The 26,929-nt window shown below is 49.4% G+C and carries 24 protein-coding genes and 1 tRNA gene; all 25 read left to right on the top strand.

All coding sequences use genetic code 11. The features are described 5' to 3' along the window. The first annotated feature begins 382 nt into the window (after positions 1 to 382). The 25 genes from IE092_RS03605 (at position 383) to nuoN (ending at position 26,922) form a co-directional block, all read left to right on the top strand. Positions 383 to 2,098: an acetolactate synthase 3 catalytic subunit gene (locus tag IE092_RS03605; protein WP_189355613.1), complete on the top strand. Its 1,716-nt coding sequence runs from the start codon at positions 383 to 385 to the stop codon at positions 2,096 to 2,098. Beyond that, on the top strand, positions 2,098 to 2,589 hold the full coding sequence (gene ilvN / locus IE092_RS03600; RefSeq protein ID WP_189355612.1) for an acetolactate synthase small subunit: 492 nt from the start codon (positions 2,098 to 2,100) through the stop codon (positions 2,587 to 2,589). The genes IE092_RS03605 and ilvN overlap by 1 nt, the downstream gene beginning before the upstream one ends. Before the next feature lie 54 nt (positions 2,590 to 2,643). Next, on the top strand, positions 2,644 to 3,660 hold the full coding sequence (gene ilvC / locus IE092_RS03595) for a ketol-acid reductoisomerase (RefSeq protein WP_189355611.1): 1,017 nt from the start codon (positions 2,644 to 2,646) through the stop codon (positions 3,658 to 3,660). A 510-nt stretch (positions 3,661 to 4,170) separates the two neighbouring features. Then, positions 4,171 to 4,899 (top strand): SIMPL domain-containing protein, encoded by a 729-nt coding sequence (locus IE092_RS03590; protein WP_229793003.1) that lies wholly within the window; start codon positions 4,171 to 4,173, stop codon positions 4,897 to 4,899. A gap of 335 nt (positions 4,900 to 5,234) precedes the next feature. Beyond that, complete coding sequence (locus IE092_RS03585; RefSeq protein ID WP_189355609.1) at positions 5,235 to 6,773, top strand: 2-isopropylmalate synthase; 1,539 nt, start codon at positions 5,235 to 5,237, stop codon at positions 6,771 to 6,773. Between the two features lie 114 nt (positions 6,774 to 6,887). Next, positions 6,888 to 7,157: a 30S ribosomal protein S15 gene (rpsO, locus tag IE092_RS03580; protein WP_189355608.1), complete on the top strand. Its 270-nt coding sequence runs from the start codon at positions 6,888 to 6,890 to the stop codon at positions 7,155 to 7,157. 203 nt (positions 7,158 to 7,360) lie between these two features. Next, positions 7,361 to 9,490 carry a polyribonucleotide nucleotidyltransferase gene (gene pnp, locus IE092_RS03575; protein WP_189355607.1) on the top strand — a complete coding sequence of 710 codons (2,130 nt, stop codon included), beginning with the start codon at positions 7,361 to 7,363 and terminating at the stop codon, positions 9,488 to 9,490. A gap of 402 nt (positions 9,491 to 9,892) precedes the next feature. Next, on the top strand, positions 9,893 to 10,873 hold the full coding sequence (locus IE092_RS03570) for an NAD(P)H-quinone oxidoreductase (protein WP_189355606.1): 981 nt from the start codon (positions 9,893 to 9,895) through the stop codon (positions 10,871 to 10,873). A gap of 70 nt (positions 10,874 to 10,943) precedes the next feature. Further along, on the top strand, positions 10,944 to 11,693 hold the full coding sequence (tpiA, locus tag IE092_RS03565; RefSeq protein WP_189355605.1) for a triose-phosphate isomerase: 750 nt from the start codon (positions 10,944 to 10,946) through the stop codon (positions 11,691 to 11,693). A 33-nt stretch (positions 11,694 to 11,726) separates the two neighbouring features. After that, positions 11,727 to 12,080: a preprotein translocase subunit SecG gene (gene secG, locus IE092_RS03560; RefSeq protein WP_189355604.1), complete on the top strand. Its 354-nt coding sequence runs from the start codon at positions 11,727 to 11,729 to the stop codon at positions 12,078 to 12,080. Positions 12,081 to 12,170: 90 nt separating this feature from the next. Then, a tRNA-Leu gene (locus tag IE092_RS03555) sits at positions 12,171 to 12,255 on the top strand. Between the two features lie 98 nt (positions 12,256 to 12,353). Beyond that, a complete protein-coding gene (locus IE092_RS03550; protein ID WP_189355603.1) occupies positions 12,354 to 12,713 on the top strand; it encodes an NADH-quinone oxidoreductase subunit A in 360 nt (119 codons plus the stop codon). 6 nt (positions 12,714 to 12,719) lie between these two features. Further along, positions 12,720 to 13,196, top strand: a complete 477-nt coding sequence (locus tag IE092_RS03545) for a NuoB/complex I 20 kDa subunit family protein (RefSeq protein ID WP_189355602.1) — start codon at positions 12,720 to 12,722, stop codon at positions 13,194 to 13,196. A 28-nt stretch (positions 13,197 to 13,224) separates the two neighbouring features. Beyond that, positions 13,225 to 13,821, top strand: coding sequence for an NADH-quinone oxidoreductase subunit C (locus IE092_RS03540; protein WP_189355601.1), 597 nt, complete (start codon positions 13,225 to 13,227; stop codon positions 13,819 to 13,821). After that, positions 13,821 to 15,074 carry an NADH-quinone oxidoreductase subunit D gene (locus tag IE092_RS03535; protein ID WP_189355600.1) on the top strand — a complete coding sequence of 418 codons (1,254 nt, stop codon included), beginning with the start codon at positions 13,821 to 13,823 and terminating at the stop codon, positions 15,072 to 15,074. The genes IE092_RS03540 and IE092_RS03535 overlap by 1 nt, the downstream gene beginning before the upstream one ends. A 32-nt stretch (positions 15,075 to 15,106) precedes the next feature. Continuing rightward, positions 15,107 to 15,595 (top strand): NADH-quinone oxidoreductase subunit NuoE, encoded by a 489-nt coding sequence (gene nuoE, locus IE092_RS03530; RefSeq protein WP_189355599.1) that lies wholly within the window; start codon positions 15,107 to 15,109, stop codon positions 15,593 to 15,595. Then, positions 15,595 to 16,890, top strand: a complete 1,296-nt coding sequence (gene nuoF / locus IE092_RS03525; RefSeq protein ID WP_189355598.1) for an NADH-quinone oxidoreductase subunit NuoF — start codon at positions 15,595 to 15,597, stop codon at positions 16,888 to 16,890. The genes nuoE and nuoF overlap by 1 nt, the downstream gene beginning before the upstream one ends. Positions 16,891 to 16,922: 32 nt before the next feature. Next, positions 16,923 to 19,229, top strand: coding sequence for an NADH-quinone oxidoreductase subunit NuoG (nuoG, locus tag IE092_RS03520; RefSeq protein WP_189355597.1), 2,307 nt, complete (start codon positions 16,923 to 16,925; stop codon positions 19,227 to 19,229). Beyond that, positions 19,229 to 20,293 (top strand): NADH-quinone oxidoreductase subunit NuoH, encoded by a 1,065-nt coding sequence (gene nuoH / locus IE092_RS03515; RefSeq protein WP_189355596.1) that lies wholly within the window; start codon positions 19,229 to 19,231, stop codon positions 20,291 to 20,293. The genes nuoG and nuoH overlap by 1 nt, the downstream gene beginning before the upstream one ends. Positions 20,294 to 20,306: 13 nt before the next feature. After that, complete coding sequence (gene nuoI, locus IE092_RS03510; RefSeq protein ID WP_189355595.1) at positions 20,307 to 20,795, top strand: NADH-quinone oxidoreductase subunit NuoI; 489 nt, start codon at positions 20,307 to 20,309, stop codon at positions 20,793 to 20,795. Between the two features lie 14 nt (positions 20,796 to 20,809). Next, the gene (locus IE092_RS03505) at positions 20,810 to 21,433 is read left to right on the top strand and encodes an NADH-quinone oxidoreductase subunit J (protein ID WP_189355594.1); all 624 of its coding nucleotides are present in this window, start codon (positions 20,810 to 20,812) and stop codon (positions 21,431 to 21,433) included. Between the two features lies 1 nt (position 21,434). Continuing rightward, complete coding sequence (gene nuoK / locus IE092_RS03500) at positions 21,435 to 21,743, top strand: NADH-quinone oxidoreductase subunit NuoK (protein WP_189355593.1); 309 nt, start codon at positions 21,435 to 21,437, stop codon at positions 21,741 to 21,743. 74 nt (positions 21,744 to 21,817) lie between these two features. Then, positions 21,818 to 23,860 carry an NADH-quinone oxidoreductase subunit L gene (gene nuoL, locus IE092_RS03495; RefSeq protein ID WP_189355592.1) on the top strand — a complete coding sequence of 681 codons (2,043 nt, stop codon included), beginning with the start codon at positions 21,818 to 21,820 and terminating at the stop codon, positions 23,858 to 23,860. Positions 23,861 to 23,885: 25 nt separating this feature from the next. Next, a complete protein-coding gene (locus IE092_RS03490) occupies positions 23,886 to 25,379 on the top strand; it encodes an NADH-quinone oxidoreductase subunit M (RefSeq protein WP_189355591.1) in 1,494 nt (497 codons plus the stop codon). Between the two features lie 67 nt (positions 25,380 to 25,446). Continuing rightward, positions 25,447 to 26,922 (top strand): NADH-quinone oxidoreductase subunit NuoN, encoded by a 1,476-nt coding sequence (nuoN, locus tag IE092_RS03485; protein WP_189355590.1) that lies wholly within the window; start codon positions 25,447 to 25,449, stop codon positions 26,920 to 26,922. Positions 26,923 to 26,929 lie beyond the last annotated feature (7 nt).

The raw sequence follows: 26,929 nt of genomic DNA, 5'->3' as shown, positions 1-26,929 counted from the left end.
TTGGCACAAGTTGACTGCGTATTATCGCGTATGCCGTACGAATTTCACTTGACCAAAATGCTGCGACGCAGTACTGTTGACGCTCGTCCCACAATCCCGGGACAAAAATGCTTGCTGAACCAGCCCACCACGCTCAATTCAGTAAGTGCGCTTTTAGTAGCTGTTTGTTCTGACCCACGCCACAAGCGTGAGAAGTCTGTCTTCGTTATATTTTTTCCGCTGATCGAACGAGTGTCTTAAGTATTGCCTGGAACGGTACCCAACGGGTGCAGCAAGGGGAGTGCGGCGATGCAAAAAAGGGACATCGGTGAACAGATATGCGTCGTGATTTCGCCAGGAAAGAACATCCGATCAATTTCCTATGGACCTTGAAAGGACAACAATGAGTTCAGAGTTTACAGGCGCAGAGATACTGGTAAAGTGTCTGGCCGAAGAGGGTGTTGAACACGTCTTCGGATATCCGGGCGGTGCCGTTCTCTACATCTATGACGCAATTTTTAATCAGGATAAGTTTCAGCATATTCTGGTTCGCCATGAGCAGGCTGCGATTCATGCAGCAGATGCTTATTCCCGTTCATCCAGTAAAGTTGGTGTGGCGATTGTCACATCCGGTCCCGGCGTAACGAATGCCGTGACAGGTCTTGCGACCGCTTATATGGATTCGATTCCGATGGTGGTTATCTCAGGTCAGGTGCCAAGCGCCGTGATCGGGCAGGATGCTTTTCAGGAATGTGATACCGTCGGTATTACCCGTCCTTGTGTAAAGCATAATTTCCTGGTCAAGGACGTGCGTGATCTGGCGACCACGATCAAAAAAGCTTTCTTTATTGCCACAACCGGCAGACCCGGTCCTGTGCTGGTCGATATTCCGAAGGATATCTCCATGCACAAAACGACTTACCACTATCCGAAAGAAGTGGAAATGCGTTCCTACCGTCCGGTGGATAAAGGCCATGCAGGGCAGATTCGTAAAGCTGTTCAACTGTTGTTGTCGGCTGAACGCCCGATGATTTACACCGGCGGCGGTGTCATTCTGGCGCATGCTGCACCGGAACTGAATCGTCTGGTGGATATGCTCGGTGTTCCGTGTACCAACACACTGATGGGACTTGGAGGCTATCGCGCCACCGATTCCAAATTTGTCGGTATGCCGGGTATGCACGGTACTTACGAAGCCAATATGGCGATGCAGCACTGCGATGTGCTGGTTGCCATCGGTGCCCGTTTCGACGACCGTGTTATCGGTAATCCGAAACACTTCGCTTCGCATCCGCGCAAGATCATTCATATTGATATTGATCCGTCTTCGATTTCCAAACGCGTGAAAGTCGATATTCCTATCGTCGGTAACGTGAAGGATGTACTGGTCGAAATGCTGTCTCAGCTGAATGCGCAGGAGCAGCGTATCGATGCACGCAAACTCGCTTCCTGGTGGAAACAGATTGATGAATGGCGTTCGAAAGAATGTCTGAAATATCCGACGTCGGATCTGGTCATCAAGCCGCAATCCGTTGTGGAAAAAGTTTTTGAAGTGACCCGTGGTGACGCTTTCGTTACGTCCGACGTTGGTCAGCATCAGATGTGGGCCGCGCAGTACTACAAATTTGATAAGCCACGTCGCTGGATTAACTCCGGCGGTCTGGGCACCATGGGTGTTGGTTTGCCATACGCTATGGGCGTGCAAATGGCCAATCCGGATGCAACAGTGGCGTGTATTACCGGTGAAGCATCGATTCAGATGTGTATTCAGGAACTGGCGACGTGTAAGCAATATCACCTGACACCGAAAATCGTTCTGCTGAACAACCGTTTCCTCGGCATGGTGCGTCAGTGGCAGCAACTGGATTACGGTTCGCGTTATTCCGAATCATATATGGACTCGCTGCCGGACTTCACCAAACTGGTAGAAGCCTACGGTCACGTTGGTATGCGTATTGAAAACCCGGCTGATGTGGATGGCGCAGTGCGTGAAGCTTTCGCCATGAAAAATCGTCTGGTGTTTATGAATTTCATTACCGATCAGACAGAAAACGTCTGGCCGATGGTGAAGGCCGGTAAAGGCCTCACCGAGATGCTGCTTGGTTCGGAGGATCTGTAATGAGACACATTATTTCAATTTTGCTGGAAAACGAAGCCGGTGCTCTGTCGCGTGTGGTTGGTTTGTTCTCTGCTCGCGGCTACAACATCGAAACGCTGACCGTTGCGCCGACCGAAGATCAGACCTTGTCACGTATGACTATCGTTACTTCCGGTTCCGATGACATCATCGAACAGATTACAAAACACTTGAACCGCTTAATTGAAGTGGTGAAGGTGGTGGATCTGACCGAAGGTGCGCATATTGAGCGCGAGTTAATGCTGATTAAGGTCAGAGCGGTCGGTAAAGAGCGTGAAGAAATGAAGCGTACGGCAGATATTTTCCGTGGCCGCATCATTGATGTTACTGAAAAAACCTACACGATAGAACTGACCGGTAATCGCGGTAAGCTCGATGCTTTCATCGACGCGATTGACCGTACGGCAATTCTGGAAACTGTCCGTACCGGTGGTTCCGGTATTGGTCGCGGCGAACGCATCCTTAAAGTGTGATGCCGCTTGTAAAGAAAATTTTTGATAAATATTGAATTCAGACAGGATATAAAAATGAAAGTTTTTTACGATAAAGATTGTGATCTCTCCCTCATCAAAAGCAAAAAAGTAGCGATCATCGGTTACGGTTCTCAAGGTCATGCTCACGCACAGAATCTGAATGATTCCGGTTGTAACGTGACTGTTGCGCTGCGTAAGGGCGGTGCTTCGTGGGCGAAAGCAGAGCAGGCTGGTCTGCGCGTAGCGGAAGTCAATGACGCAGTGAAAGAGGCTGATGTCATCATGATTTTGCTGCCGGATGAAAACATTGCGCAGGTTTACAAAGAAAACGTTGAGCCATTTGCGAAACAGGGCGCAGTGCTGGCATTTGCGCACGGCTTCAATGTGCATTACGGTCAGGTAGTGCCGCGTGCCGATCTGGATGTGATCATGGTTGCGCCGAAAGCACCGGGTCACACAGTGCGCGGTACTTACGCACAAGGTGGCGGCGTGCCGCATCTGGTGGCTGTGTATCAGGACAAATCCGGTAAAGCACGCGATATCGCGCTGTCGTATGCGATGGCAAACGGCGGTGGCCGTGCCGGCATCATCGAAACCAACTTCCGTGAAGAAACCGAAACAGACTTGTTTGGTGAACAGGCTGTTCTGTGCGGTGGTACGGTAGAACTGATCAAGGCCGGTTTTGAAACACTGGTGGAAGCTGGTTACGCACCGGAAATGGCGTACTTCGAATGTCTGCACGAACTGAAGCTGATCGTTGATCTGATTTATGAAGGCGGTATCGCTAACATGAATTACTCGATTTCCAATAACGCGGAATACGGTGAATATGTGACCGGCCCGAAAGTGGTGACATCCGCGACCAAAGACGCGATGCGTCAGTGTCTGAAAGACATTCAGACCGGTGAGTACGCGAAGAGCTTCATCCTCGAAAACAAAGCTGGTGCACCAACGCTGATTTCCCGTCGTCGCCTGACTTCTGAACATCAGATCGAAGAAGTCGGTGCAAAACTGCGCGCAATGATGCCGTGGATCGCGAAAAACAAACTGGTTGATCAGTCCAAAAACTGATTGTTCCGGTGATAAAAATACCCGCTGCGGCGGGTATTTTTATTTGTGGCGTCAAAACCTGATGCGCGTGTGCGGGAACTGCCTGAGTATGGCTTACTGATTCGCTGAATATACGATTTGGCGGACTGTCTTTATGGTCTGACAGAGCGCATGCAAGGCGTAATGAATATGCAGATATCGTCATTGATGAATATCGGAGAGCCGGACTTTCTGCCGACGACCGCCGGATCGCTGTGCAGAACACCGCATTTTGGGCATTTTTGGACATTTTTTGGCAATTGCAGACCAGTAACGGAGTTGGTTGATCAGGCGAATGGTCTGTTCCTGGTAAATCAAAAGACCGTCTTTGATTCCTTTTTACCTTGAACGGGTTTGTGATACGGTACTTTTTGTGTCCCGAACCGGTTAAGCGGATTCAAATCTTGGAAGTTTTACCATGTGTGATTAAGCTGTGCTCTTTGCCTGAACGCGTGTTGCGAAGCGGATGCGTCAGGTCTTGCTCTGAAAGGAATGATGATGAAAAAACTGTTACTCGTGTCCCTGCTGTCCGTTGCCGGTGTCGCTGCAGCACAATCGACCAGTGGTGCGCTGATTACGCTGAGTGCGCAAACCAGCATTCGGGTGGAAAACGATCAGGCAGCAATCGAGTTCTCTGCCGAAGAGCAGGATGCAGACCGTCAGCAGGCAATCACCCGTCTGAATCAGCGTATGCGTACCGGCACCGAGCAAATTAAGAAATCCGATCCTTCCGCAGTGTTGCAAACCGGTAGCGTCTACAGTTATCCGGTCTACGATGCTGCCCGCGCAAAACCGGGTAAGGCGCCTGTCATCATTGCATGGCGCGTCGGGCAAAAACTGGATGTGAAAAGTGCTGATCTGAGTCGTCTGACCAGTCTGGTCGGAGATGCACAAAAGAGCCTGCAAATGACGCAGCTGAATTTCGGTTTGTCGGATGCGGCGAAAGCGAAAACGGAGCAGCAGAAATTTGATTCTGGTTACAAACAATTCTCGCACAAGCTGTCTTATTTGCTGAAAGCGATGGGCAAGTCCGAATCGCAGGCGGAGCTGGCGGAACTGAATGTGACGGATATGAGCGGACCAGTGCCGGAAATGAAAATGATGGCTATGGCGGCGCCGATGGCTGACGGCGCAGCGCCAAATCCGGGTTTTCGTTTCGAGCCGGGTTTTTCTGAACTGAATATTTCAATTGAAGGCAAGGTCCGTTTGCGCAAAGAGTAATCCGGATTCACGGGCTGTCGCGGAATAAAATTCTGTAAATTTGGATGTCTTTCTGCGAAAGTCAGAATCTATTGCTTTAAAGCCTCAGATTTGCAAGGGAAAATTCGCTTTTTCGGTTGCGGATTTTCCTGTTCCGGCATATAGTTGTGCCATGCTTACTTTAACTGCATCCTTCGCTGTTAAATCCACTCTGGCGGACTTCCTAAGTCCGCTATCGCTATTTGTTCTGCTAGCGTAATCGCACGCAGAAAATCCTCTCCTGTTTTACCCGCATGCCGCGTGTTCCTCTGCGGCGCACCAGACAAATCAACTAACCAAAATTGCCGGAGGCTACTGTGGCTGAAAAATTAATTATCTTTGATACAACTTTGCGTGATGGCGAACAATCACCGGGCGCATCCATGACCCGCGACGAAAAAATCCGTATTGCGCGTCAGCTGGAACGCCTGAAAGTGGATGTCATTGAGGCGGGTTTTGCAGCAGCATCGCCGGGCGATTTTGAATCGATTAAAGCGATTGCTTCGGTGATCAAAGATTCCACGATTTGTTCTTTGTCGCGCGCGAATGAACGCGACATCGCCCGCGCAGCCGAAGCATTGCAAACAGCGCAACGCAAACGTATCCATACTTTCATCGCGACTTCACCGTTGCATATGGAAAAGAAGCTGCGCATGAGTCCGGACCAGGTGCTGGAGCAAGCGATTCAGGCGGTGCGCTATGCGCGTCAGTTTACGGATGATGTGGAGTTCAGCCCGGAAGATGGCAGCCGCTCGGAAATGGATTTTCTGTGCCGCGTGATCGAAGCCGTCATCCGTGAAGGTGCAACCACCATTAACTTTGCGGACACTGTTGGTTATGCTGTGCCGGAGTTATACGGCAATATGATCAAAACCCTGCGCGAACGGATTCCGAATTCGGACAAAGCCGTCTGGTCGGTACACTGCCATAACGATCTGGGAATGGCCGTCGCGAACTCGCTGGCGGGTGTGATGATAGGCGGTGCGCGTCAGGTCGAATGTACGATTAATGGTCTGGGTGAGCGTGCCGGTAATACCGCACTGGAAGAAATCGTAATGGCGGTGCGTACCCGTAAAGATCACTTTGGACTGGAGCTGGGTATCGACACCAGCCAGATCGTGCCGGCTTCCAAACTGGTATCGCAGATCACTGGTTTTGCCGTACAGCCGAATAAGGCAGTGGTCGGTGCGAATGCGTTTGCACATGCGTCCGGCATTCATCAGGACGGTATCCTGAAAGCGCGTGATACCTACGAAATTATGCGTGCAGAAGACGTGGGCTGGAGTGCAAACAAGATTGTGCTTGGTAAATTGTCCGGTCGTAATGCATTCCGTCAGCGTCTGGAAGAACTGGGTATCACGCTCGGCTCAGAAGCCGATGTGAATGCGGCATTCTCCCGTTTTAAAGAACTGGCGGACCGTAAAGCCGAAATCTTCGATGAAGATATTCTGGCGCTGGTGTCCGATGGCGAACAAGCCAACGAAGTCGATGCCTTCCATTTTGTTTCCCTGTCGCAGTGTTCTGAAACCGGCGAGCTGCCATCGGCGAAAATTGTTTTTTCGCGCGCTGGCGAAGAATACATCAGTGAAGCGACCGGCAATGGTCCGGTCGATGCAATCGTGAATGCGATTGAGGCCAAAGTGCCGAGCGGGGCAGAGCTGTTGCTGTTCTCGGTGAATGCGATTACGACCGGTACGCAATCGCAGGGTGAGGTGACGATGCGTTTGTCGAAAGCAGGACGTATCGTGAATGGCACCGGTGCGGACCCTGATATCGTGGTCGCGTCAGCCAAGGCGTATCTGTCGGCTTTAAATAAATTGCAGTCCAAAACCGAAAAGCTGAACCCGCAAATTTGATCTTTATTTTCTTTGTGTGTTAGTATTCGGATCCCGCTGAAAAGCGGCTTTGTAATCACGATAAAGACGGTTTGTATGGAAGCAACTGTTTTTATCGCCAGTTAAGGAAAAATCATGGCAATCGAAAAAAATCAGAAAGCTGCAATCGTTGCAGACAACGCACGTGGTCAAAACGACACAGGTTCTCCTGAAGTGCAAGTTGCGCTGCTGACAGCACGCATCAACGACCTGAACGGTCACTTCAAATCCCACATGAAAGATCACCACTCCCGTCGTGGTCTGCTGATGATGGTTAACCGTCGTAAAAGTCTGCTGGCTTACCTGAAGCGTAAAGATCTGAACCGTTACCGCTCCCTGATCGAAAAACTCGGTCTGCGTAAGTAATTTGCACTTTTTCGCAAAAGTTGCATAAAAAAGCCTGTGACAGTGCTGCTGTCGCAGGCTTTTTGTTTGTATTTTGCATTCGTTTTCGTGGTATGTTTCTGCGCTGAATGCAGGACGTGCTGCAATCCGTGGTCGTAAGACTGCGCGTGGTGAGGTGAACGACAGCGCCTGAAATTCTGTCGGCAAATCAGAAAGGACACATTGTGTTTAATAAAGTAACTAAAACCTTCCAATACGGTAACCATACAGTCAAACTGGAAACCGGTGAAATCGCCCGTCAGGCATCCGGCGCCGTCATGGCATCTATGGATGACACGGTTGTTCTGGCAACTGTTGTTGCGAAAAAAGACGTGAAACCTGGCCAGGACTTTTTCCCGCTGACCGTAGACTACATGGAAAAAAGCTATGCTGCGGGCCGTATTCCGGGTGGCTTCTTCAAGCGTGAAGGCCGTCCGACAGAGAAAGAAACACTGACATCACGTCTGATCGATCGTCCGATCCGTCCTCTGTTCCCGGAAGGTTACCTGAATGAAGTTCAGGTGATCGTGCACGTATTGTCGGTCAACCCTGAAATTGATCCGGACATCATTTCCATGATCGGTGCATCTGCTGCGATTTCGCTGGCAGGCATTCCGTTCAATGGTCCGCTGGGTGCAGCGCGTGTTGGTTATGTTGATGGTCAGTACCTGCTGAATCCGACTGCAACCGAAATCAAAACTTCTGCTCTGGATCTGGTTGTTGCCGGTACCGAAGCCGCTGTACTGATGGTGGAATCTGAAGCTCAGCAATTGTCTGAAGAAGTGATGCTGGGTGCGGTTGTTTACGGCCACGAACAGATGAAAGTCGTGATCGATGCGATCCACGAACTGGTGCGCGATGCTGGTAAGCCAGAATCCACCTGGACTGCGCCTGCAAAAAATGAAGCACTGATCGCTGCTGTGACCGAAGTCGCTGAGCCACTGATGCGCGCTGCGTATCAAATCAAAGAAAAACAAGCGCGTACAACCGAAATCAAAGTTGCGCACGCTGCGGTTACTGCAGCACTGGCTGAGCAAGCGGCTGCAAAAGGTGAAGCAGAGCCTGATTCTTCTGAAGTCAGCAACATCCTGTTTGATCTGGAAGCACGTATCGTTCGTTCCCAGATTCTGAACGGCGAACCGCGTATCGATGGTCGTGATACACGCACTGTGCGTCCTATCACCATCAGCACAGGCATCCTGCCACGTACGCACGGTACCGCACTGTTCACCCGTGGCGAAACACAGGCGCTGGTGATTGCAACACTGGGTACAGCACGTGATGAGCAAAAAATCGATGCGCTGACCGGTGAATACTCTGAGCGCTTCATGCTGCACTACAACATGCCTCCGTTCGCAACCGGCGAAACCGGCCGCGTAGGCTCGCCAAAACGCCGTGAAATCGGCCATGGCCGTCTGGCAAAACGTGCACTGCAGGCAGCACTGCCGGCAGCGGACGAATTCAGCTACTCCGTACGTCTGGTTTCTGAAATCACTGAATCCAATGGTTCCTCTTCGATGGCTTCCGTCTGCGGCGGCTGTCTGGCACTGATGGACGCTGGCGTTCCGATGAAAGCGCACGTTGCCGGTATCGCAATGGGTCTGATCAAAGACGGTAATAAATTTGCTGTTCTGACTGACATCCTCGGTGACGAAGATCACCTCGGCGACATGGACTTCAAAGTGGCCGGTACTGCTGACGGTATTACTGCGCTGCAGATGGATATCAAAATCCAGGGTATCACTAAAGAAATCATGGAAGTCGCGCTGGCGCAGGCAAAAGAAGGCCGTATCCATATTCTGGGCAAAATGCAGGAAGCTGTTCCTGCAGGCCGCACAGAATTGTCTGACTTTGCGCCACGCCTGATCACTCTGAAAATCAATCCGGAAAAAATCCGTGATGTGATCGGTAAAGGTGGTGCGGTGATTCGTGCTCTGACAGAAGAAACCGGTACACAGATCGATATCAGCGATGAAGGCGTTGTGACGATTGCATCCGTTGACGCGGCTGCAGGTCAGGAAGCGAAACGTCGTATCGAAGCGCTGACTGCAGAAGTGGAAGTGGGTAAAGTCTATGACGGCACCGTTCTGAAACTGCTGGACTTCGGCGCAATCGTGCAAATCATGCCGGGTAAAGATGGCCTGCTGCACATCAGCCAGATCGCCAATGAGCGTGTGAACGCCGTTGCTGATTACCTCAAAGAAGGTCAGGTTGTACGTGTGAAAGTGCTGGAAACGGATGACCGTGGTCGCTTCAAACTGTCGATGAAAGCCGTCGCAGCAGAAGGCGAGCAACAACAGCAGCAACAACAGTAATGCCAGAGTCCGCCCCGTGCGGACTGTATCGGCAACTGAAAAACACCGCCCCTCAACAGGGCGGTGTTTTTTTATGGCCCCGCTTTATTTGCCTGACGTGCTGCGCAGGACGGGAAGGGACTCGCTGTCTGGTCGCTATTGCACGACTCGGGTGCCTGAAACGACCGGTTTCGTGTCAAAAACGGGCTAAATGCGGATTCAGGCACAGCGATCTGGCGGTCGTCGGCAGAAAGTCCGGACCTCCGAAAAAGTAAAATGACGATGTTTGCATAGTCATCGCTAGCCTCTCCTGGCATGCGACAGGCTTCGGATGACTGGAACTGCGGTGGCCGGATGGCTGCTGAGCTTGCGGGATCGGGTAATATGCGGTTGCTAACGGAAACTTAATCAGAAGGAATGATGATGCGTGCGATAGAAATAACAGCATTCGGCGGGCCGGAAGTATTGCAGGTGGCGGATATGCCTGTGCCGGTGCCGGGTAAATCTGAAGTGCTGATCAGGGTGCATGCTGCCGGAGTGAACCGGCCGGATGTTTTGCAGCGAAAGGGGCACTATGCGCCACCGCCGGGCGTTACCCTGATTCCCGGGCTGGAAGTTGCGGGCGAAATTGTTGGTGGCGATCTGACTGGGTCGGGCTATCAGATTGGTGATCATGTTTGCGCATTGCTGGCTGGCGGCGCGTATGCGGAATACTGCGTGGCACCGGTTGCGCATTGTCTGCCGGTTCCGCAAGGGCTGGACATGATTCAGGCGGCTTCTTTGCCGGAAACCTGCTTTACAGTCTGGAGCAATCTGTTTGACCGCGCACGTCTGAAAGCAGGCGAAAGCTTGCTGGTTCAGGGTGGCACATCCGGTATCGGTGTCGCCGCGATTCAGATTGCAACTGCAATGGGGGTAAAAGTATTCGCCACAGCAGGCAGTGCGGAAAAATGTCAGTTTGCACAGGAGCTCGGTGCAGTGGCGTGCGTCAATTATCGTGATGAAGATTGTTTTGAGCAATTGCGTGTTGCCAATGAAGGTCGTGGCATGGATGTGATTCTGGATATGGTCGCGGGCAGCTATGTGCCGAAAGAAGTGAGTTTGCTGGCAGATGACGGGCGTCTGGTGATTATCGCAGTCATGGGTGGCGTAAGAGCGGAAGTCGATATGGCGCAGATACTGCGCCGCCGTCTGACGATTACAGGCTCGACACTGCGCGCCCGTCCGCATGACTTCAAGGCTGCGCTGGCGAATTCGGTCAGAGAGAATGTCTGGCCTTTGCTGGCACAGGGTAAGGTCAGGCCGGTCATTCACCGTGTGTTCAGTCTGGGTGAGGTCGCTGAGGCGCACCGCCTGATGGAAAGCTCTCAGCATATTGGCAAAATTATGCTGAAGCTCAACTGATACCAGTTTGACCTTCAAATTGAACGCAGGATACAATCGCGGGTTATTTGACTACTAATCTGAGAGCGCTATGCGACGTAAACTTATTGCGGGTAACTGGAAAATGAATGGTTCTGTCTCAGCGAATGCTTCGCTGCTGGCAGAGATTTCGGCGGGTGGTGTGGATGTCGCAAAGGCAGATGTACTGGTTTGTCCGCCTTTTCCATATCTGACGCAGGCGCTGGATAAAGTGCAGGGTACAGCGATCGCGGTTGGTGCTCAGGATTGTTCCGTGCATGATGCCGGCGCATACACTTCCGAAGTTTCTGCCGGTATGCTGCGTGACGTTGGTTGCACTTATGTGATTCTGGGTCACTCCGAGCGTCGTTCTTACCATGCTGAAAGCGATCAGATTGTTGCGGCAAAAACTCTGCAGTCACTGCGCGCAGGCCTGACACCTATCGTTTGTGTTGGCGAAACACTGGAGCAGCGTGAGTCCGGTGCGACCGATGCGGTCGTTGGTGCGCAACTCAAAGCCGTGCTGGAAAAACTGGACTCCGCAGAGATCGCAAAAATTGTCGTAGCGTACGAGCCTGTGTGGGCAATTGGTACGGGTAAAACGGCAACACCGGAAATGGCGCAGGAAGTACACGCATTTTTACGTCAGGTGATTGCATCGTTTAATCCAGAAGCTGCAGCAACTGTCAAAATTCTGTACGGTGGCAGTATGAAGCCCGACAATGCGGCTGAGTTATTGCGTCAGACAGACATTGATGGTGGTTTGATCGGTGGTGCAGCGCTCAAGGCGAATGATTTCCTCGCAATTATTGCTGCTGTCTGATAAAGTCTTTTTTTTGTCTTCTAGGGTAAGTTAATGCAAGCGTTTTATACCTTACTGATCGTGTTGCAGGTCGTTTCTGCGATCGCGATTATCGGGCTGGTTCTGCTCCAGCATGGCAAGGGTGCGGATATGGGGGCATCTTTCGGTTCCGGCGCATCCGGCAGTCTGTTTGGTGCAAGTGGTTCTGCAAGCTTTTTCTCGCGCGCGACAGCGGTATGCGCGGTAGTGTTTTTTGTTGCGACACTGGGTCTGAGCATCGTTGCTTCCGGTAAAAAAGCCAGTGGCGGCACAGTTCTGGATTCGCTGCCTGCTGCAACGCAGCCAGCAAAGCAAGCAGCGCCTGCATCCGCTCCTGCAGAATCGCAGGGTACGCAGATTCCTAAATAAATAAGTGTTGTAGCAGACAGTTGATCAGAGTAATTTATTTGCAGCCCGCATTGAATTAGATTGTTAGACGTAGTACAATGCTGGGCTCCAGCCGACGTGGTGAAATTGGTAGACACGCTATCTTGAGGGGGTAGTGGCGCAAGCTGTACGAGTTCGAGTCTCGTCGTCGGCACCAAAAAAAGTCAGATCTTCTGGCTGTCTCGAGGAGGGGCTGCATAGTATGTTAAAGTGCAGTTTTCTTCAAATATGGCGTTCAATTACAGGTAGCCTAACGTGAACCTCGAAAATTATTTCCCCGTTCTCTTGTTTCTTCTTGTTGGTATCGGCGTTGGTGTCGTGCCGCAAATCCTGGGGCGCTTGGTAGCTCCGCATAAACCTGATTCGCAAAAAACATCCGCCTACGAGTGTGGCTTTGAAGCCTTCGAGGATGCGCGCATGAAATTCGATGTGCGTTATTACCTCATTGCGATTCTGTTTATTCTGTTTGATCTCGAAACGGCATTTTTCTTCCCATGGGGCGTTGCAATGCGTGATCTGGGCTGGTCAGGTTTTCTGATTATGCTGGGTTTTGTGTTGGAGTTTGCTGTGGGTTTCTGGTACATCTGGAAAAAAGGCGCTCTGGACTGGGAGTGATGCGATATGGCAATTGATGGTGTTTTGAGTGAAGGCTTCGTTACCACGACAGCCGATAAACTGATTAACTGGACCCGCACCGGGTCCATGTGGCCAATGACTTTTGGTCTCGCATGCTGTGCGGTTGAGATGATTCACGCGGGTTGTTCGCGTTACGATCTTGACCGTTTTGGCGTTGTGTTTCGTCCGTCTCCACGTCAGTCTGATGTGATGATTGTTGCGGGTACGCTCTGCAACAAAATGGCTCCGGCGCTTCGTAAAGTTTATGACCAGATGGCAGAGCCACGCTGGGTGATTTCTATGGGCTCATGTGCGAACGGTGGTGGCTATTATCACTATTCTTACTCTGTTGTGCGTGGATGTGACCGTATTGTTCCGGTTGATATTTACGTTCCCGGATGTCCTCCGACGGCTGAAGCCTTGTTGTACGGCATCATTCAGCTGCAAAACAAAATTAAACGTACCAATACAATCGCTCGTTGAGCATTGTTGTTGAGGGTAGTCTCTGATTATGACAAGCAAACTCGAGCAACTTGAAGCAGCGGTTAATGCTGTTGTCGGTGAACGTATCGTCAGTTTGAAAAATGCACTTGGTGAAGTGACAATCGTCGTTTCGCCGGCTGAATATCTGAGCGTGATGCGCGATTTGCGCGATCGCGCAGAAACTGCATTTGAGCAACTGATTGATCTTTGTGGTATGGATTATTCATCCTACGGCAATGACGTCTGGGAAGGGCAGCGTTTTGCTGTGGTTTCTCATTTGTTGTCTGTGAAGCATAACTGGCGCTTGCGCGTCCGTGTTTTTGCTGCTGATGATGATATGCCGGTTGTCGCATCCCTGGTGGATGTTTGGCCTGCCGCAAACTGGTATGAGCGTGAAGCATTCGATCTGTACGGTATTCTGTTTGACGGTCATAACGACTTGCGTCGTATCCTGACGGATTATGGCTTTATCGGACATCCTTTCCGTAAAGACTTCCCGGTTTCAGGTTATGTTGAGATGAAGTACGACGATGTGCAAAAGCGCGTTGTGTATCAGCCTGTTACGATTGAGCCACGCGAAAACACGCCGCGTGTGATCCGTGAAGAGAACTACGGGGTGAAATAATGGCTGAAATTAAAAACTATACCTTGAACTTTGGTCCTCAGCATCCTGCTGCGCACGGTGTTTTGCGTCTGGTGCTTGAGCTCGACGGTGAGGTGATTCAGCGTGCAGACCCTCATATTGGTTTGCTGCACCGCGCAACTGAAAAGCTGGCTGAGCAAAAAACTTTCCTGCAATCTGTGCCTTACATGGATCGTCTCGACTATGTGTCGATGATGATGAATGAGCACGCTTACGTCATGGCGATTGAGAAATTGCTGGGCATTGAAGTGCCTTTGCGTGCTCAGTACATTCGCGTGATGTTTGATGAAGTTACGCGTGTATTGAATCACTTGTTGTGGGTGGGGTGTCATGCTCTTGACGTTGGTGCGATGGCTGTAATGCTGTACGCATTCCGTGAGCGTGAAGATCTGATGGATTGCTATGAGGCCGTATCCGGCGCTCGTATGCATGCCGCTTACTATCGTCCCGGTGGCGTTTACCGTGATCTGCCGGAAAAAATGCCGCAATATGCAGCATCTAAAATCCGTAACGAAAAAGCGATTCGCGAGTTGAACGAAAATCGTCAGGGTTCGTTGCTGGATTTCCTCGATGATTTCACAAAACGTTTCCCGAAATATATTGATGAGTATGAAACCCTGCTGACAGATAACCGTATCTGGAAGCAGCGTTTGGTCGGCGTTGGTGTTGTATCTCCTGAGCAGGCTCTGGCGATGGGCTTCACCGGTGCTATGTTGCGTGGGTCAGGTATCGCGTGGGACGTTCGTAAGAAACAGCCTTATGAAGTTTACGACCGCCTGGATTTCGATATTCCGGTTGGTGTAAACGGTGACAGCTATGACCGTTACCTTGTACGTATCGAAGAGATGCGTCAGTCCAATCGCATTATTAAGCAATGTATCGACTGGCTGAGAAAAAATCCTGGTCCTGTCATTACAGATAATCTGAAAGTGGCTCCTCCTAAGCGTGTGGACATGAAGTCCAATATGGAAGATCTGATTCACCACTTTAAGCTGTTCACTGAAGGATTCCACGTTCCTGAGGGCGAAGCTTACGCTGCAGTTGAGCATCCGAAAGGTGAGTTTGGTATTTACCTCGTTTCTGATGGTGCTAATAAACCTTATCGCCTGAAAATCCGTGCTCCTGGCTTTGCTCACTTACAAGGACTGGATATGATGGCGAAGGGTCACATGATTGCTGATGCGGTAACGATCATCGGTACTCAGGATATCGTTTTCGGTGAAATTGACAGATAAAGACGCGTCAGCGTTAATTTGAGGCATTAGCTATGGTTTTATCAGAGCAAGCATTTAAACGTATCGATCGGGAGCTCGCTAAGTTTCCGGCAGATCAGCGTCAATCTGCGGTAATCGCATCTCTTGCTATTGCGCAGGAAGAAACAGGCTGGATTTCTCCGGAAGTGATGCAGACACTCGCCGACTATATCGGCATGCCGGCGGTGGCTGTGCAGGAAGTTGCAACTTTCTACAATATGTTCAATACCAAGCCAGTTGGTAAACATAAAATTACCGTTTGTACCAACTTGCCGTGTGTCTTGTCAGGTGGTGAGCGTGCTGCGCATTATCTGAAGCAAAAACTGGGCATCAGCTACAAAGAGACAACTGCTGACGGCAACTTTACTCTGGTCGAGGGTGAATGTATGGGAGCTTGTGGTGATGCTCCGGTATTGCTCGTTAATAATGCACGTATGTGCAGCTTTATGTCGAACGAAAAAATTGATCAACTGGTCAATGAATTGAAAGAGGCGAGTAAATAATGACATGCCTGCATGACCGTCACATTAAGCCATTAATTCTCGCCGGGCTGAATGGCGATAACTGGCATTTAAAAGATTATGTTGCCCGTGGTGGTTACGAGTCTTTAAAACGTATTTTGTCTGAAAAAATCCAGCCGGAGCAAATCATTGCTGAGTTGAAGGCATCTTCACTGCGTGGTCGCGGAGGCGCAGGTTTCCCGACTGGTTTGAAGTGGAGTTTCATGCCACGGCAGTATCCGGGTCAGAAATATCTGGTTTGTAATACAGACGAGGGTGAGCCGGGTACATTTAAAGACCGCGATATTATTCGTTACAATCCCCATGCTTTGATCGAAGGCATGGCGATCGGCGCTTATGCGATGGGTATTACCGTAGGTTATAACTACATCCACGGTGAAATTTTCGCTGACTACCTGCGCTTTGAAGATGCTTTGGAAGAGGCGCGCGCTGCTGGCTTCCTTGGTAACAATATTCTTGGTTCGGAATTTTCGTTCCAGCTGCATGCATCGCATGGTTACGGTGCGTATATTTGTGGCGAAGAAACTGCATTGCTGGAATCTCTTGAAGGTAAAAAAGGACAGCCACGCTTTAAACCGCCGTTCCCGGCGAGCTTTGGCCTGTACGGAAAACCGACCACGATCAACAATACAGAAACGTTCGCCGCTGTACCGTTTATTCTTGCAATCGGTGGTGAGAATTATGCGGCGCTTGGTAAGCCAAATAATGGCGGTACTAAGATTTTCTCGATCTCCGGCGACGTAGAGCGCCCGGGAAATTACGAGGTGCCGCTCGGTACACCGTTTGCAAAGCTGATGGAGCTGGCAGGTGGTATGCGTGGTGGTAAGAAGATTAAAGCGGTTATCCCAGGCGGTTCTTCCGCGCCCGTAATTCGCGGTGATGTCATGATGGAAACGGACCTCGATTACGATTCCATTGCAAAAGCAGGGTCAATGCTGGGTTCGGGAGCAGTCATCGTGATGGATGAAACACGTTGCATGGTGAAGTCGTTGCAGCGTTTGTCATATTTCTATTTTGAAGAATCCTGTGGCCAGTGCACCCCATGTCGTGAAGGTACTGGCTGGCTGTATCGAATCGTAGATCGTATTGAGAACGGCAAAGGCCGTCCTGAAGATCTCGATATGCTGAATTCGATTGCTGACAATATTCAGGGTAAAACTATCTGCGCGCTCGGTGACGCAGCAGCGATGCCAGTCAGAGGTTTCGTAAAAAATTTCCGCGAAGAATTTGAATATCATATCGAGCACAAGCATTGCTTGGTTCCGGCATATCTGTAAGCCGGCTTCGGTTAGCACAATTAGAGTAAACCATGGTCGAAATCGAAATAGACGGCAAAAAAGTCGAAGTGCAGGAAGGTAGTATGGTGATGGATGCTGCCAATAAACTTGGCACATATATCCCGCATTTTTGCTACCACAAAAAATTATCAATCGCGGCAAACTGCCGTATGTGTCTGGTCGAGGTTGAGAAAGCACCTAAGCCTCTGCCGGCATGTGCTACTCCTGTAACGCCTGGTATGATCGTGCGGTCGCACAGCGATAAAGCGGTAAAAGCGCAACAGGCTGTGATGGAGTTCCTGCTGATCAACCATCCTTTGGATTGCCCGGTATGTGATCAGGGTGGTGAATGTCAGTTGCAGGATCTGGCCGTTGGTTATGGCGGTACCAGCTCCCGTTATCAGGAAGAGAAGCGTGTTGTGTTCCATAAAGACGTGGGGCCACTGGTTTCGATGGAAGAAATGAGCCGTTGCATTCATTGCACACGTTGCGTTCGTTTTGGACAGGAAATTGCAGGCGTTATGGAACTCGGCATGCTGAATCGTGGCGAGCACTCCGAAATTACTTCTTTCGTCGGTAAGACTGTAGATTCCGAGTTGTCAGGAAATATGATTGATCTGTGCCCAGTTGGCGCATTGACCTCAAAACCTTTCCGTTACTCTGCACGTACCTGGGAATTGTCACGCCGTAAGTCTGTGTCCCCTCACGATTCGCTTGGATCTAATCTGATTGTTCAGGTTAAAAATCATAAAGTGATGCGGGTGGTACCTCTCGAAAACGAAGAGGTGAATGAGTGCTGGATTTCTGACCGTGATCGTTTCTCATATGAAGCATTGAATGGCGCTGACCGTTTGACTAAACCAATGATCAAGCAAGGTGGTCAGTGGCAGGAAACGGACTGGCAGACTGCAATCGAATATGTCGCTCACGGGATTCGGAATATTCGCCATGAACACGGCGCGGATTCAGTGGCTGCAATTGCTGCTCCGCACTCGACACTGGAAGAATTGTCGCTGTTAAACAAAGTCATCAAAGGCATTGGCTCGGATGCAATTGATTTCCGTCTGCGCCAGTCTGATTTCCGTCTGAACGGAAAAGTGATGCCATGGCTGGGCGGATCTGTACAGGAAATTACACACTTAAAAAATGTGCTGATTTTCGGTTCCTCCCTGCGTAAAGATCATCCGTTGATTGCAGCAAAATTCCGTCAGGCAGCAAAAACCGGGTCACGTATAAGTGTGATCCATGCGGCTAAGGACGAGTTGTTAATGCCGTTGCATGTGCAGCAAGCATTGGCTCCTTCAGAATGGGTGGCTTTTGCAAAACAAGTTGCAGTTTCGGTTGCTAAACAAAAAGATCTGCAAGTTCCTGAATTTGCGAATGGCGTTGTTGTTTCTGAAGCTGCTGAGAAAGTTGCTTCTTCCATTCTGGCTGGCAATAGTGGAATTCTGCTTGGCAATGCTGCGGCGAATTACCCGGATGCATCCGTTTTACATTCCATCTGTGTATGGATCGCAGACCAGGCAGATGCGAAGTTTGGCTATCTAACCGAAGCGGCAAATACTGTAGGTGGATACGTCGCTGGCGCTTACCCTCAGAAAGCAGCAAAAGCGGTATTTTCTGAAGCGAAGAAAGCATACATTGTTTTGCACGCGGAACCAGAGAAAGATTCGGCGCAACCTGCCAGGGCTAAGCAAGCGTTGGCTGCGGCTGACATGGTTGTTGTCTTGTCTCCGTTTAAGCACGGTTTGGAATATGCAGACGTTTTACTGCCAGTATCTCCTTTCAGCGAAACCTCCGGTACTTTTGTAAATGCTGAGGGGCGTGCTCAAAGTTTCCACGCGGTTGTGAAGCCATTGGCAGATACACGTCCTGCATGGAAAGTATTGCGCGTACTTGGTAATTTGCTCGGACTTTCCGGTTTTGAATTTGAAACGTCCGAAGCGGTACGCGATGCCGTACTGGTTGATGGCTGGAAGACCAAGCTCTCTAATAAAGCAGATCAGTTTATTGGTGAGCAGACATTGGCGGCAGGTTCTGCTGAGCTGATTACAGAACCCGGAATATACAGCAGCGACGCGATTATTCGCAGAGCAGAGTCTCTGCAGCTCACAGCTGACGCAAAAGCTCCACTGCTTCGTATCAGTTCTGATGTTGCATCATCATCAGGCATCACGGATGGCGGTCAGGTAAAACTGGTTCAGGGAACTTCATCTCTGGTTGTGACGGCAAAAGTGGATTCGGCGCTTGCAGCCGGGGTTGTTCGTGTGATGGCCGGTACATCATCAACTACTGATCTGAATGCTTATTTCGGTCAGGTTTCGTTGGAGCGCGCATAATGGATTTGTTGGCTACTATCCAGTCAGTCGGGCAGGCGCAGTTAGGCGCGTTGTGGCCACTGGTATGGAATTTACTGAAAATTGTTTGTATCGTTTTGCCACTGCTGGGGTGTGTCGCGTATCTCACTTTATGGGAACGCAAAATGATCGGCTGGATGCACATTCGTCTTGGTCCGAACCGTGTTGGTCCTGCTGGGTTACTGCAACCAATCGCAGACGGCCTGAAGTTGTTGTTGAAAGAGATTGTTATTCCTGCTAAGGCAAATAAAGTCCTGTTTATTCTGGCTCCTATCATGACAATCATGCCTGCGTTGGCGGCTTGGTCTGTTGTTCCTTTCGGACCTGAAACAGTGCTCGCAAACGTGAATGCGGGTTTGTTGCTGCTGATGGCAATTACTTCCATGGAAGTTTACGGCATCATTATTGCAGGCTGGGCATCAAACTCTAAATATGCATTCCTCGGCGCAATGCGTGCATCTGCACAAATGGTTTCTTATGAAATTGCAATGGGTTTCGTATTGGTGATCGTTCTGATGGTATCGGGTAGTCTTAACCTCACGGACATCGTAAACGGCCAGATGAAAGGTCGATTTGCAGACATGGGTGTTACTTTCCTGTCCTGGAACTGGTTGCCTTTGTTGCCAATGTTTGTGGTTTATGTGATTTCAGGTATTGCTGAAACAAATCGCCATCCGTTCGACGTTGTCGAAGGTGAGTCTGAGATTGTTGCGGGTCACATGGTTGAATATTCGGGTATGTCTTTTGCGATGTTCTTCCTCGCAGAATACGCAAATATGATTCTGATTTCCGCCATTGCTTCACTGATGTTCCTCGGCGGTTGGAGTGCTCCGTTCGCATTCCTGAGTTTTATCCCAGGCTGGATCTGGCTCGGTATGAAAACATTTGTCGTGGTTTCCCTGTTCATTTGGGCACGTGCATCATTTCCACGCTATCGTTACGATCAGATTATGCGTCTCGGCTGGAAAGTATTTATTCCACTGACATTGGTGTATCTGGTTATTGTCGCTGCGTGGATGCAGACATCCTGGAATATCTGGAAGTAATTAAAGGCTGAAAATGGAAGCAATTAAAGATTTTTTTGGCAGCCTGATGCTGCGGGAGTTGATTAAAGGGCTTGCACTGACCGGGCGCTATATGTTTGCCCGTAAAATTACAGTCGAGTTTCCCGAAGAAAAAACTCCTCAGTCTCCGCGTTTCCGTGGGTTACATGCTTTGCGCAGATATCCAAACGGAGAAGAGCGTTGTATCGCTTGTAAATTATGTGAGGCAGTGTGCCCCGCGATGGCTATTACGATTGAGTCTGAACAGCGTGCAGACGGAAGCCGTCGTACCACGCGCTACGATATCGATTTGACCAAGTGTATTTTCTGCGGTTTCTGTGAAGAATCCTGCCCGGTTGATTCGATTGTTGAAACGCATGTTCTCGAATATCACGGAGAGAAGCGTGGAGACCTTTACTTTACTAAAGAAATGTTGCTCGCAGTTGGTGATCGTTATGAGAACCAGATTGCCGCAGCACGAGCTGCTGATGCTGCTTACAGATAAGGTCCGGAGAAATTATGGAATTTACTAGTATTTTGTTCTATGTATTTTCTGCGGTACTGGTGCTCGCATCGCTGCAGGTGATTACAACCAAGAATCCAGTACACGCAGCATTGTTTTTAGTGCTGGCGTTCTTTAATGCAGCTGGAATCTGGATGCTGTTGAAAGCGGAATTTTTATCGATTGTCCTGGTTTTGGTTTATGTTGGCGCTGTAATGGTTTTGTTCCTGTTCGTCGTCATGATGCTGGATATTAATCTGGATAAGTTACGCGCAGGATTCTGGAGCCACTTCCCGGTAGCCGCGTTGGTAGGTGTGGTCGTCGTACTCGAAATGTCGGCAGTGTTATGGAAAGGTTTCTTACGTCCGGATAACCATGTTCCGGTGGCTGCGGATCAGATCGGGAATACAAAGTATCTCGGTAATATGATTTTTACCCAGTACACCTATGCATTTGAAGTTGCTGCGGCGATTCTTTTGCTGGCAATCGTTGCAGCAGTTGCGTTGACGTTGCGCCGCCGTAAGGACGTACGTTTCGTTGATCCTGCTGATGCTGTAAAAGTGAAACGTTCAGACCGGGTTCGTATTATCAGTATGAAGCCTGATACCGAAGCGCGACAAACAGCGCATCAAGGGGAATAAGATGACTTTGGGTTTAACACACTACCTGGTGCTCGGAGCAATATTATTTGCGATTTCTATCGTCGGTATTTTTCTGAACCGGAAAAATGTAATTGTTTTGCTGATGGCCATCGAATTGATGTTGTTGGCAGTTAATATCAATTTCATCGCATTCTCCCATTATCTTGGTGATGCTGCAGGGCAAATTTTCGTGTTCTTTATTCTTACAGTCGCCGCTGCTGAATCTGCGATTGGTCTGGCAATCCTCGTCGTATTGTTCCGTAATCTGGATACAATCAATGTAGAAGATCTGGACGCTCTTAAAGGTTAATGGAAATATGCCAGCTATCAGGCTGGCATGAACTGTTGCGGATTTAAAATAAGTATTAAGCAAAAAGGGTCATTATGACGGGGCAACTTAACCCACAACTACTTTTAGCCGTGCCACTTGCGCCATTGGCTGGGTCAGCGATTGCGGGCTTATTAGGCACCAAATTTTTCGGGAATGTAGTAGGCCGGAAGGTTTCTCATTCAGCGACAATTCTTGGTGTGCTGATCGCATTTATTATCTCAGCAATGACATTCAAGCAATTGCTTGATGGCGCAGCTGTTTACAATGCGACGGTCTACGAATGGATGTCTGTTGCGGGCTTGAAGCTTGAGGTGGGATTCCTCGTTGATAATCTGACCGCAATGATGATGTGCGTTGTCACGTTTGTATCTTTAATGGTTCACATCTACACGATTGGATACATGGAAGAGGACGAAGGTTACAACCGTTTCTTCTCGTACATTTCATTGTTCACTTTCTCAATGCTCATGCTCGTAATGAGTAATAATTTCCTGCAGCTGTTTTTTGGCTGGGAAGCAGTTGGTCTTGTTTCTTATTTATTGATTGGCTTTTGGTATACAAAAGACACCGCAGTCTATGCCAATATGAAGGCGTTTCTGGTGAACCGTGTTGGTGACTTTGGTTTTATCCTTGGCATTGGCCTGCTGTTGGCCTACGCAGGATCGATGAACTACGCGGAAGTATTTGCTAAGAAAGAAGAGCTGGCTAAGCTGATGTTGCCCGGGACAGACTGGATGCTGATCACGGTCGCATGTATCTGTTTGTTCATTGGTGCGATGGGTAAGTCTGCACAGTTTCCATTGCACGTTTGGTTGCCAGACTCCATGGAAGGGCCGACGCCTATCTCTGCTCTGATTCACGCGGCGACGATGGTTACTGCCGGTATCTTCATGGTCTCGCGTATGTCGCCACTGTTCGAACTGTCTGATACTGCGTTGTCGTTCATTCTTGTGATTGGCTCGATTACCGCTTTGTTCATGGGTTTCCTCGGTATTATCCAGAACGATATCAAGCGTGTAGTCGCTTATTCGACATTGTCTCAGCTTGGTTATATGACGGTGGCGCTTGGCGCGTCTGCATATTCAGTGGCTGTGTTCCACCTGATGACTCACGCATTTTTCAAAGCATTGTTATTCCTCGGTGCAGGTTCCGTCATCATAGGTATGCACCATGACCAGGATATCCGCAATATGGGCGGATTGCGTAAGTACATGCCGATCACCTGGATCACTTCGCTGCTGGGGTCCCTTGCATTGATCGGAACGCCTTTCTTCTCAGGGTTCTACTCGAAAGACAGTATTATCGAAGCCGTTGCTGCGACGCATATCGCCGGTGCTGGCTTTGCTAAATTTGCCGTGCTTGCTGGCGTGTTTGTTACAGCATTCTATTCTTTCCGTATGTACTTCCTGGTCTTCCACGGTGAAGAACGCTTCGGTAAAGCACACGATCATCATGGTCATGACGAGCATGATGCACATGATGATCATCATCACGGCTTGGCTCCTGGCCAGAAACCACACGAATCTCCATTCGTTGTCTGGTTCCCGTTGGTAATGCTGGCTATCCCATCTGTCGTGATTGGCTTTATCGCGATTGAACCGATGTTGTTTGGTGAATTCTTTAAGGGTGTGATCTTTGTTTCTGAAAATCATCCGGCGATGCATGAGTTGCACGAAGAGTTCCACGGGGCAGTTGGCATGGCAACACATGCGCTGACTACCGCACCGTTCTGGCTTGCTCTTGCGGGTGTAGCGACATCGTATTTCTTCTACATGGTGAAACCAGCAATTCCTGCGGCAATCAAAGAGCGTGCGTCGGCGATTTACACACTGTTGGATAACAAATATTACATGGATAAATTTAACGAAGTAGTGTTTGCCGGTGGTGCACGCTTCCTCGGAAATGGTCTCTGGAATATCGGCGACAAAGGCATTATCGACGGCCTGATTGTTAATGGCAGTGCTAAGCTGGTTGGCTGGATTGCTAAGCTGGTTCGTCACTTCCAAAGTGGTTATATTTATCACTACGCATTTGTCATGATTCTCGGCGTAATTTTGTTCCTGTTTTACTTTATGCCAACTCCTTTCGGCAAATAATTCACCTGGCTAAATAATCAGAACTATGATGCAGTCTACTTCTTCATTACTCAGCCTGGCGATTTGGTGCCCGATCGCATTCGGCTTTTTCATTCTTGCATTTGGCCGCGATTCTAATCGCGGTCTGGTGCGGGGAGTCTCTTTAATAGGCGCGCTCGCGAGTTTTCTCGTCACGCTCCCGTTAATTAAAAACTTTGACAATGCGGCACATGGTTTGCAGTTTGTTGAAAAATACACCTGGATTGAAAAATTCAATGTGTTTTATGCACTCGGTGTCGATGGTATTTCCCTCTGGTTCGTGCCATTGACCGCGTTTATCACGATCATCGTGGTAATCGCTGCGTGGGAAGTCATCGAAACACAGGTTGCTCAGTACATGGGCGCATTCCTGATTTTGTCTGGTTTGATGGTTGGCGTTTTCAGTGCAACTGACGGCATGCTGTTTTATATCTTCTTTGAGGCGACTCTGATCCCGATGTACATCATCGTAGGTATCTGGGGTGGTCCGAACCGCGTATATGCAGCGTTTAAGTTCTTCTTGTACACCTTGCTTGGCTCGCTTTTAACACTGGTTGCAATCATTTATCTGTATATCAAAGCTGGTCATTCGTTTGAAATTCAGGCATGGCACCAGTTACCGTTGCCTATGGATGTACAGATACTGATTTTCTTTGCATTCTTCATGGCATTTGCGGTCAAGGTACCAATGTGGCCGGTTCATACATGGTTGCCGGATGCCCACGTTGAAGCGCCTACTGGTGGTTCAGTCGTTCTGGCAGCGATTATGCTTAAACTGGGTGCCTATGGTTTCCTGCGTTTTTCGATGCCGATTGCGCCTGATGCAAGTCATTATTTGTCCGGATTTGTTATTACACTGTCGCTGATCGCCGTAATCTACATTGGTCTGGTTGCGCTGGTTCAGGCAGACATGAAGAAACTTGTTGCGTACTCTTCGATCGCTCACATGGGCTTTGTGACCCTGGGCTTCTTCGTATTCAACGATATGGCCGCACAGGGTGCAATTGTCCAGATGATCTCTCACGGTTTCGTGTCTGGTGCGATGTTCTTGTGTATCGGCGTCCTGTATGACCGTGTACACAGCCGTCAAATCGTTGATTACGGTGGCGTTGTTAATACTATGCCGCGTTTTGCAGCCTTCTTTGTGCTCTTTTCGATGGCTAATTGCGGTTTGCCGGCAACTTCAGGTTTCGTCGGTGAGTTTATGGTGATTCTGGGTGCTGTGAAATTTAATTTCTGGATTGGTCTGCTTACAGCCACTGCATTGATTTTCGGCGCTGCCTACTCACTGTGGATGGTTAAGCGCGTTATTTTCGGCAATATCAAGCATCAGCATGTCGCTGAACTGACCGATCTGAACGGACGTGAGTTCTTTATGCTGGGCACGCTTGCTATTTGCGTACTGGTAATGGGCTTGTATCCGGGCGTATTTACTGATTCCATGCAAGTTTCCGTGAGTGATCTGTTGAAGCATGTTTCGGTTTCCAAACTGGTTCCGTAAATAAGAGCGTGGTTACTATAGTTGCCGGAGCAGTCCGGCAACATACTTAAGCAAGTAGAAAATTAAAATGAACTTCATTCCACTTTATCCTGAAATCTTTCTGCTGGTGGCGATCTGCGCCATCCTGCTGACTGATATGTTTTTATCGGACAGTAAGCGTTATCTGACTTATGTGTTAAGTCTGGTTGCATTGGGAGTGACCGCTGCACTGACCTTGTCGACCGGAAATAGTGGTGGCTCTGAATACACCAGCAGCAATATGTTTGTTTCCGATCCATTATCTATGGTGCTGAAGCTCGCTTCTTACGCTGCTGTTGGTATGACACTGATTTACTCCCGTGCGTATGCAACTGCGCGTGGAATGTCAAATGGCAGTCTCGGTGGCGAGTTTTATGTCCTGGCATTATTCGCACTGCTTGGTCAGATGGTAATGATCTCAGGCAATAATTTCCTGATTATCTATCTGGGTCTGGAGTTAATGTCGCTGGCGTTGTATGCCCTGGTTGCTTTGCGCCGTGATCACACAATTTCTACAGAAGCATCGATGAAGTATTTTGTGCTTGGTGCGCTGGCTTCTGGCTTTATGTTGTACGGCATTTCGATGTTGTACGGTGCAACCGGTACTCTGGATCTGACTGAAGTCGCAAAAGCATCTGCTTCTGCCACTGCAAATAAAACTATCCTTGTGTTTGGCATTGTGTTCTTGGTGGCCGGTCTGGCGTTTAAGCTGGGTGTGGTTCCATTCCACATGTGGGTGCCGGACGTATATCACGGCGCACCTACTGCGGTGACTTTGTTGCTGGGTGGCGCACCAAAACTGGCAGCATTCGCTATTACTTTCCGTTTGCTGGTTGAAGGTTTGTTTGCGCAAGCGGTTGATTGGCAGCAAATGTTTGTTGTTCTGGCTGTTTTGTCGATGGCAATTGGTAACATTACCGCGATCGCACAGACTAACATCAAACGTATGCTGGCTTACTCGACGATCTCGCAGATGGGTTTTATGTTGCTGGGCCTCTTATCGGGCGTAGCGAATGGTAGCGCTGGTAATGCTGCGGATGCTTACAGTGCGTCGATGTTTTACAGCATTACTTATGTTCTGACTACCCTGGGTACCTTCGGCGTAATTATGTTGTTGTCACGTGCTGGTTTTGAGGCGGACACTCTGGAAGACTTCAAGGGTCTGAACAAACGTTCGCCATGGTTTGCGTTCGTCATGTTGCTGTTGATGTTCTCTCTGGCGGGTATTCCGCCAATGGTAGGGTTCTACGCTAAATTGTCGGTATTGCAGGCGGTTGTTTCTACCGGACAGTTGTGGCTGGCAATTGTTGCAGTACTGTTCTCTCTGATTGGTACCTTCTATTACCTGCGTGTCGTTAAAGTAATGTATTTTGACGATGCTGCTGATACATCAGAAATTCAAACGACTGCAGATATGCGCGTTGTTCTGAGCCTCAACGGACTTGCAGTTCTGGTACTGGGTATTCTGCCAAGTGGCTTAATGAACGTGTGTCTGAACGCAATTGTTAAAACACTGGCTTCCTGAGGTTGAT

It is taken from the genome of Cognatundibacterium squillarum (assembly GCF_014652435.1).
GTDB lineage: Bacteria > Pseudomonadota > Gammaproteobacteria > Burkholderiales > Burkholderiaceae_D > Undibacterium > Undibacterium squillarum.
This window is presented reverse-complemented; position numbering and strand designations above follow the sequence as displayed.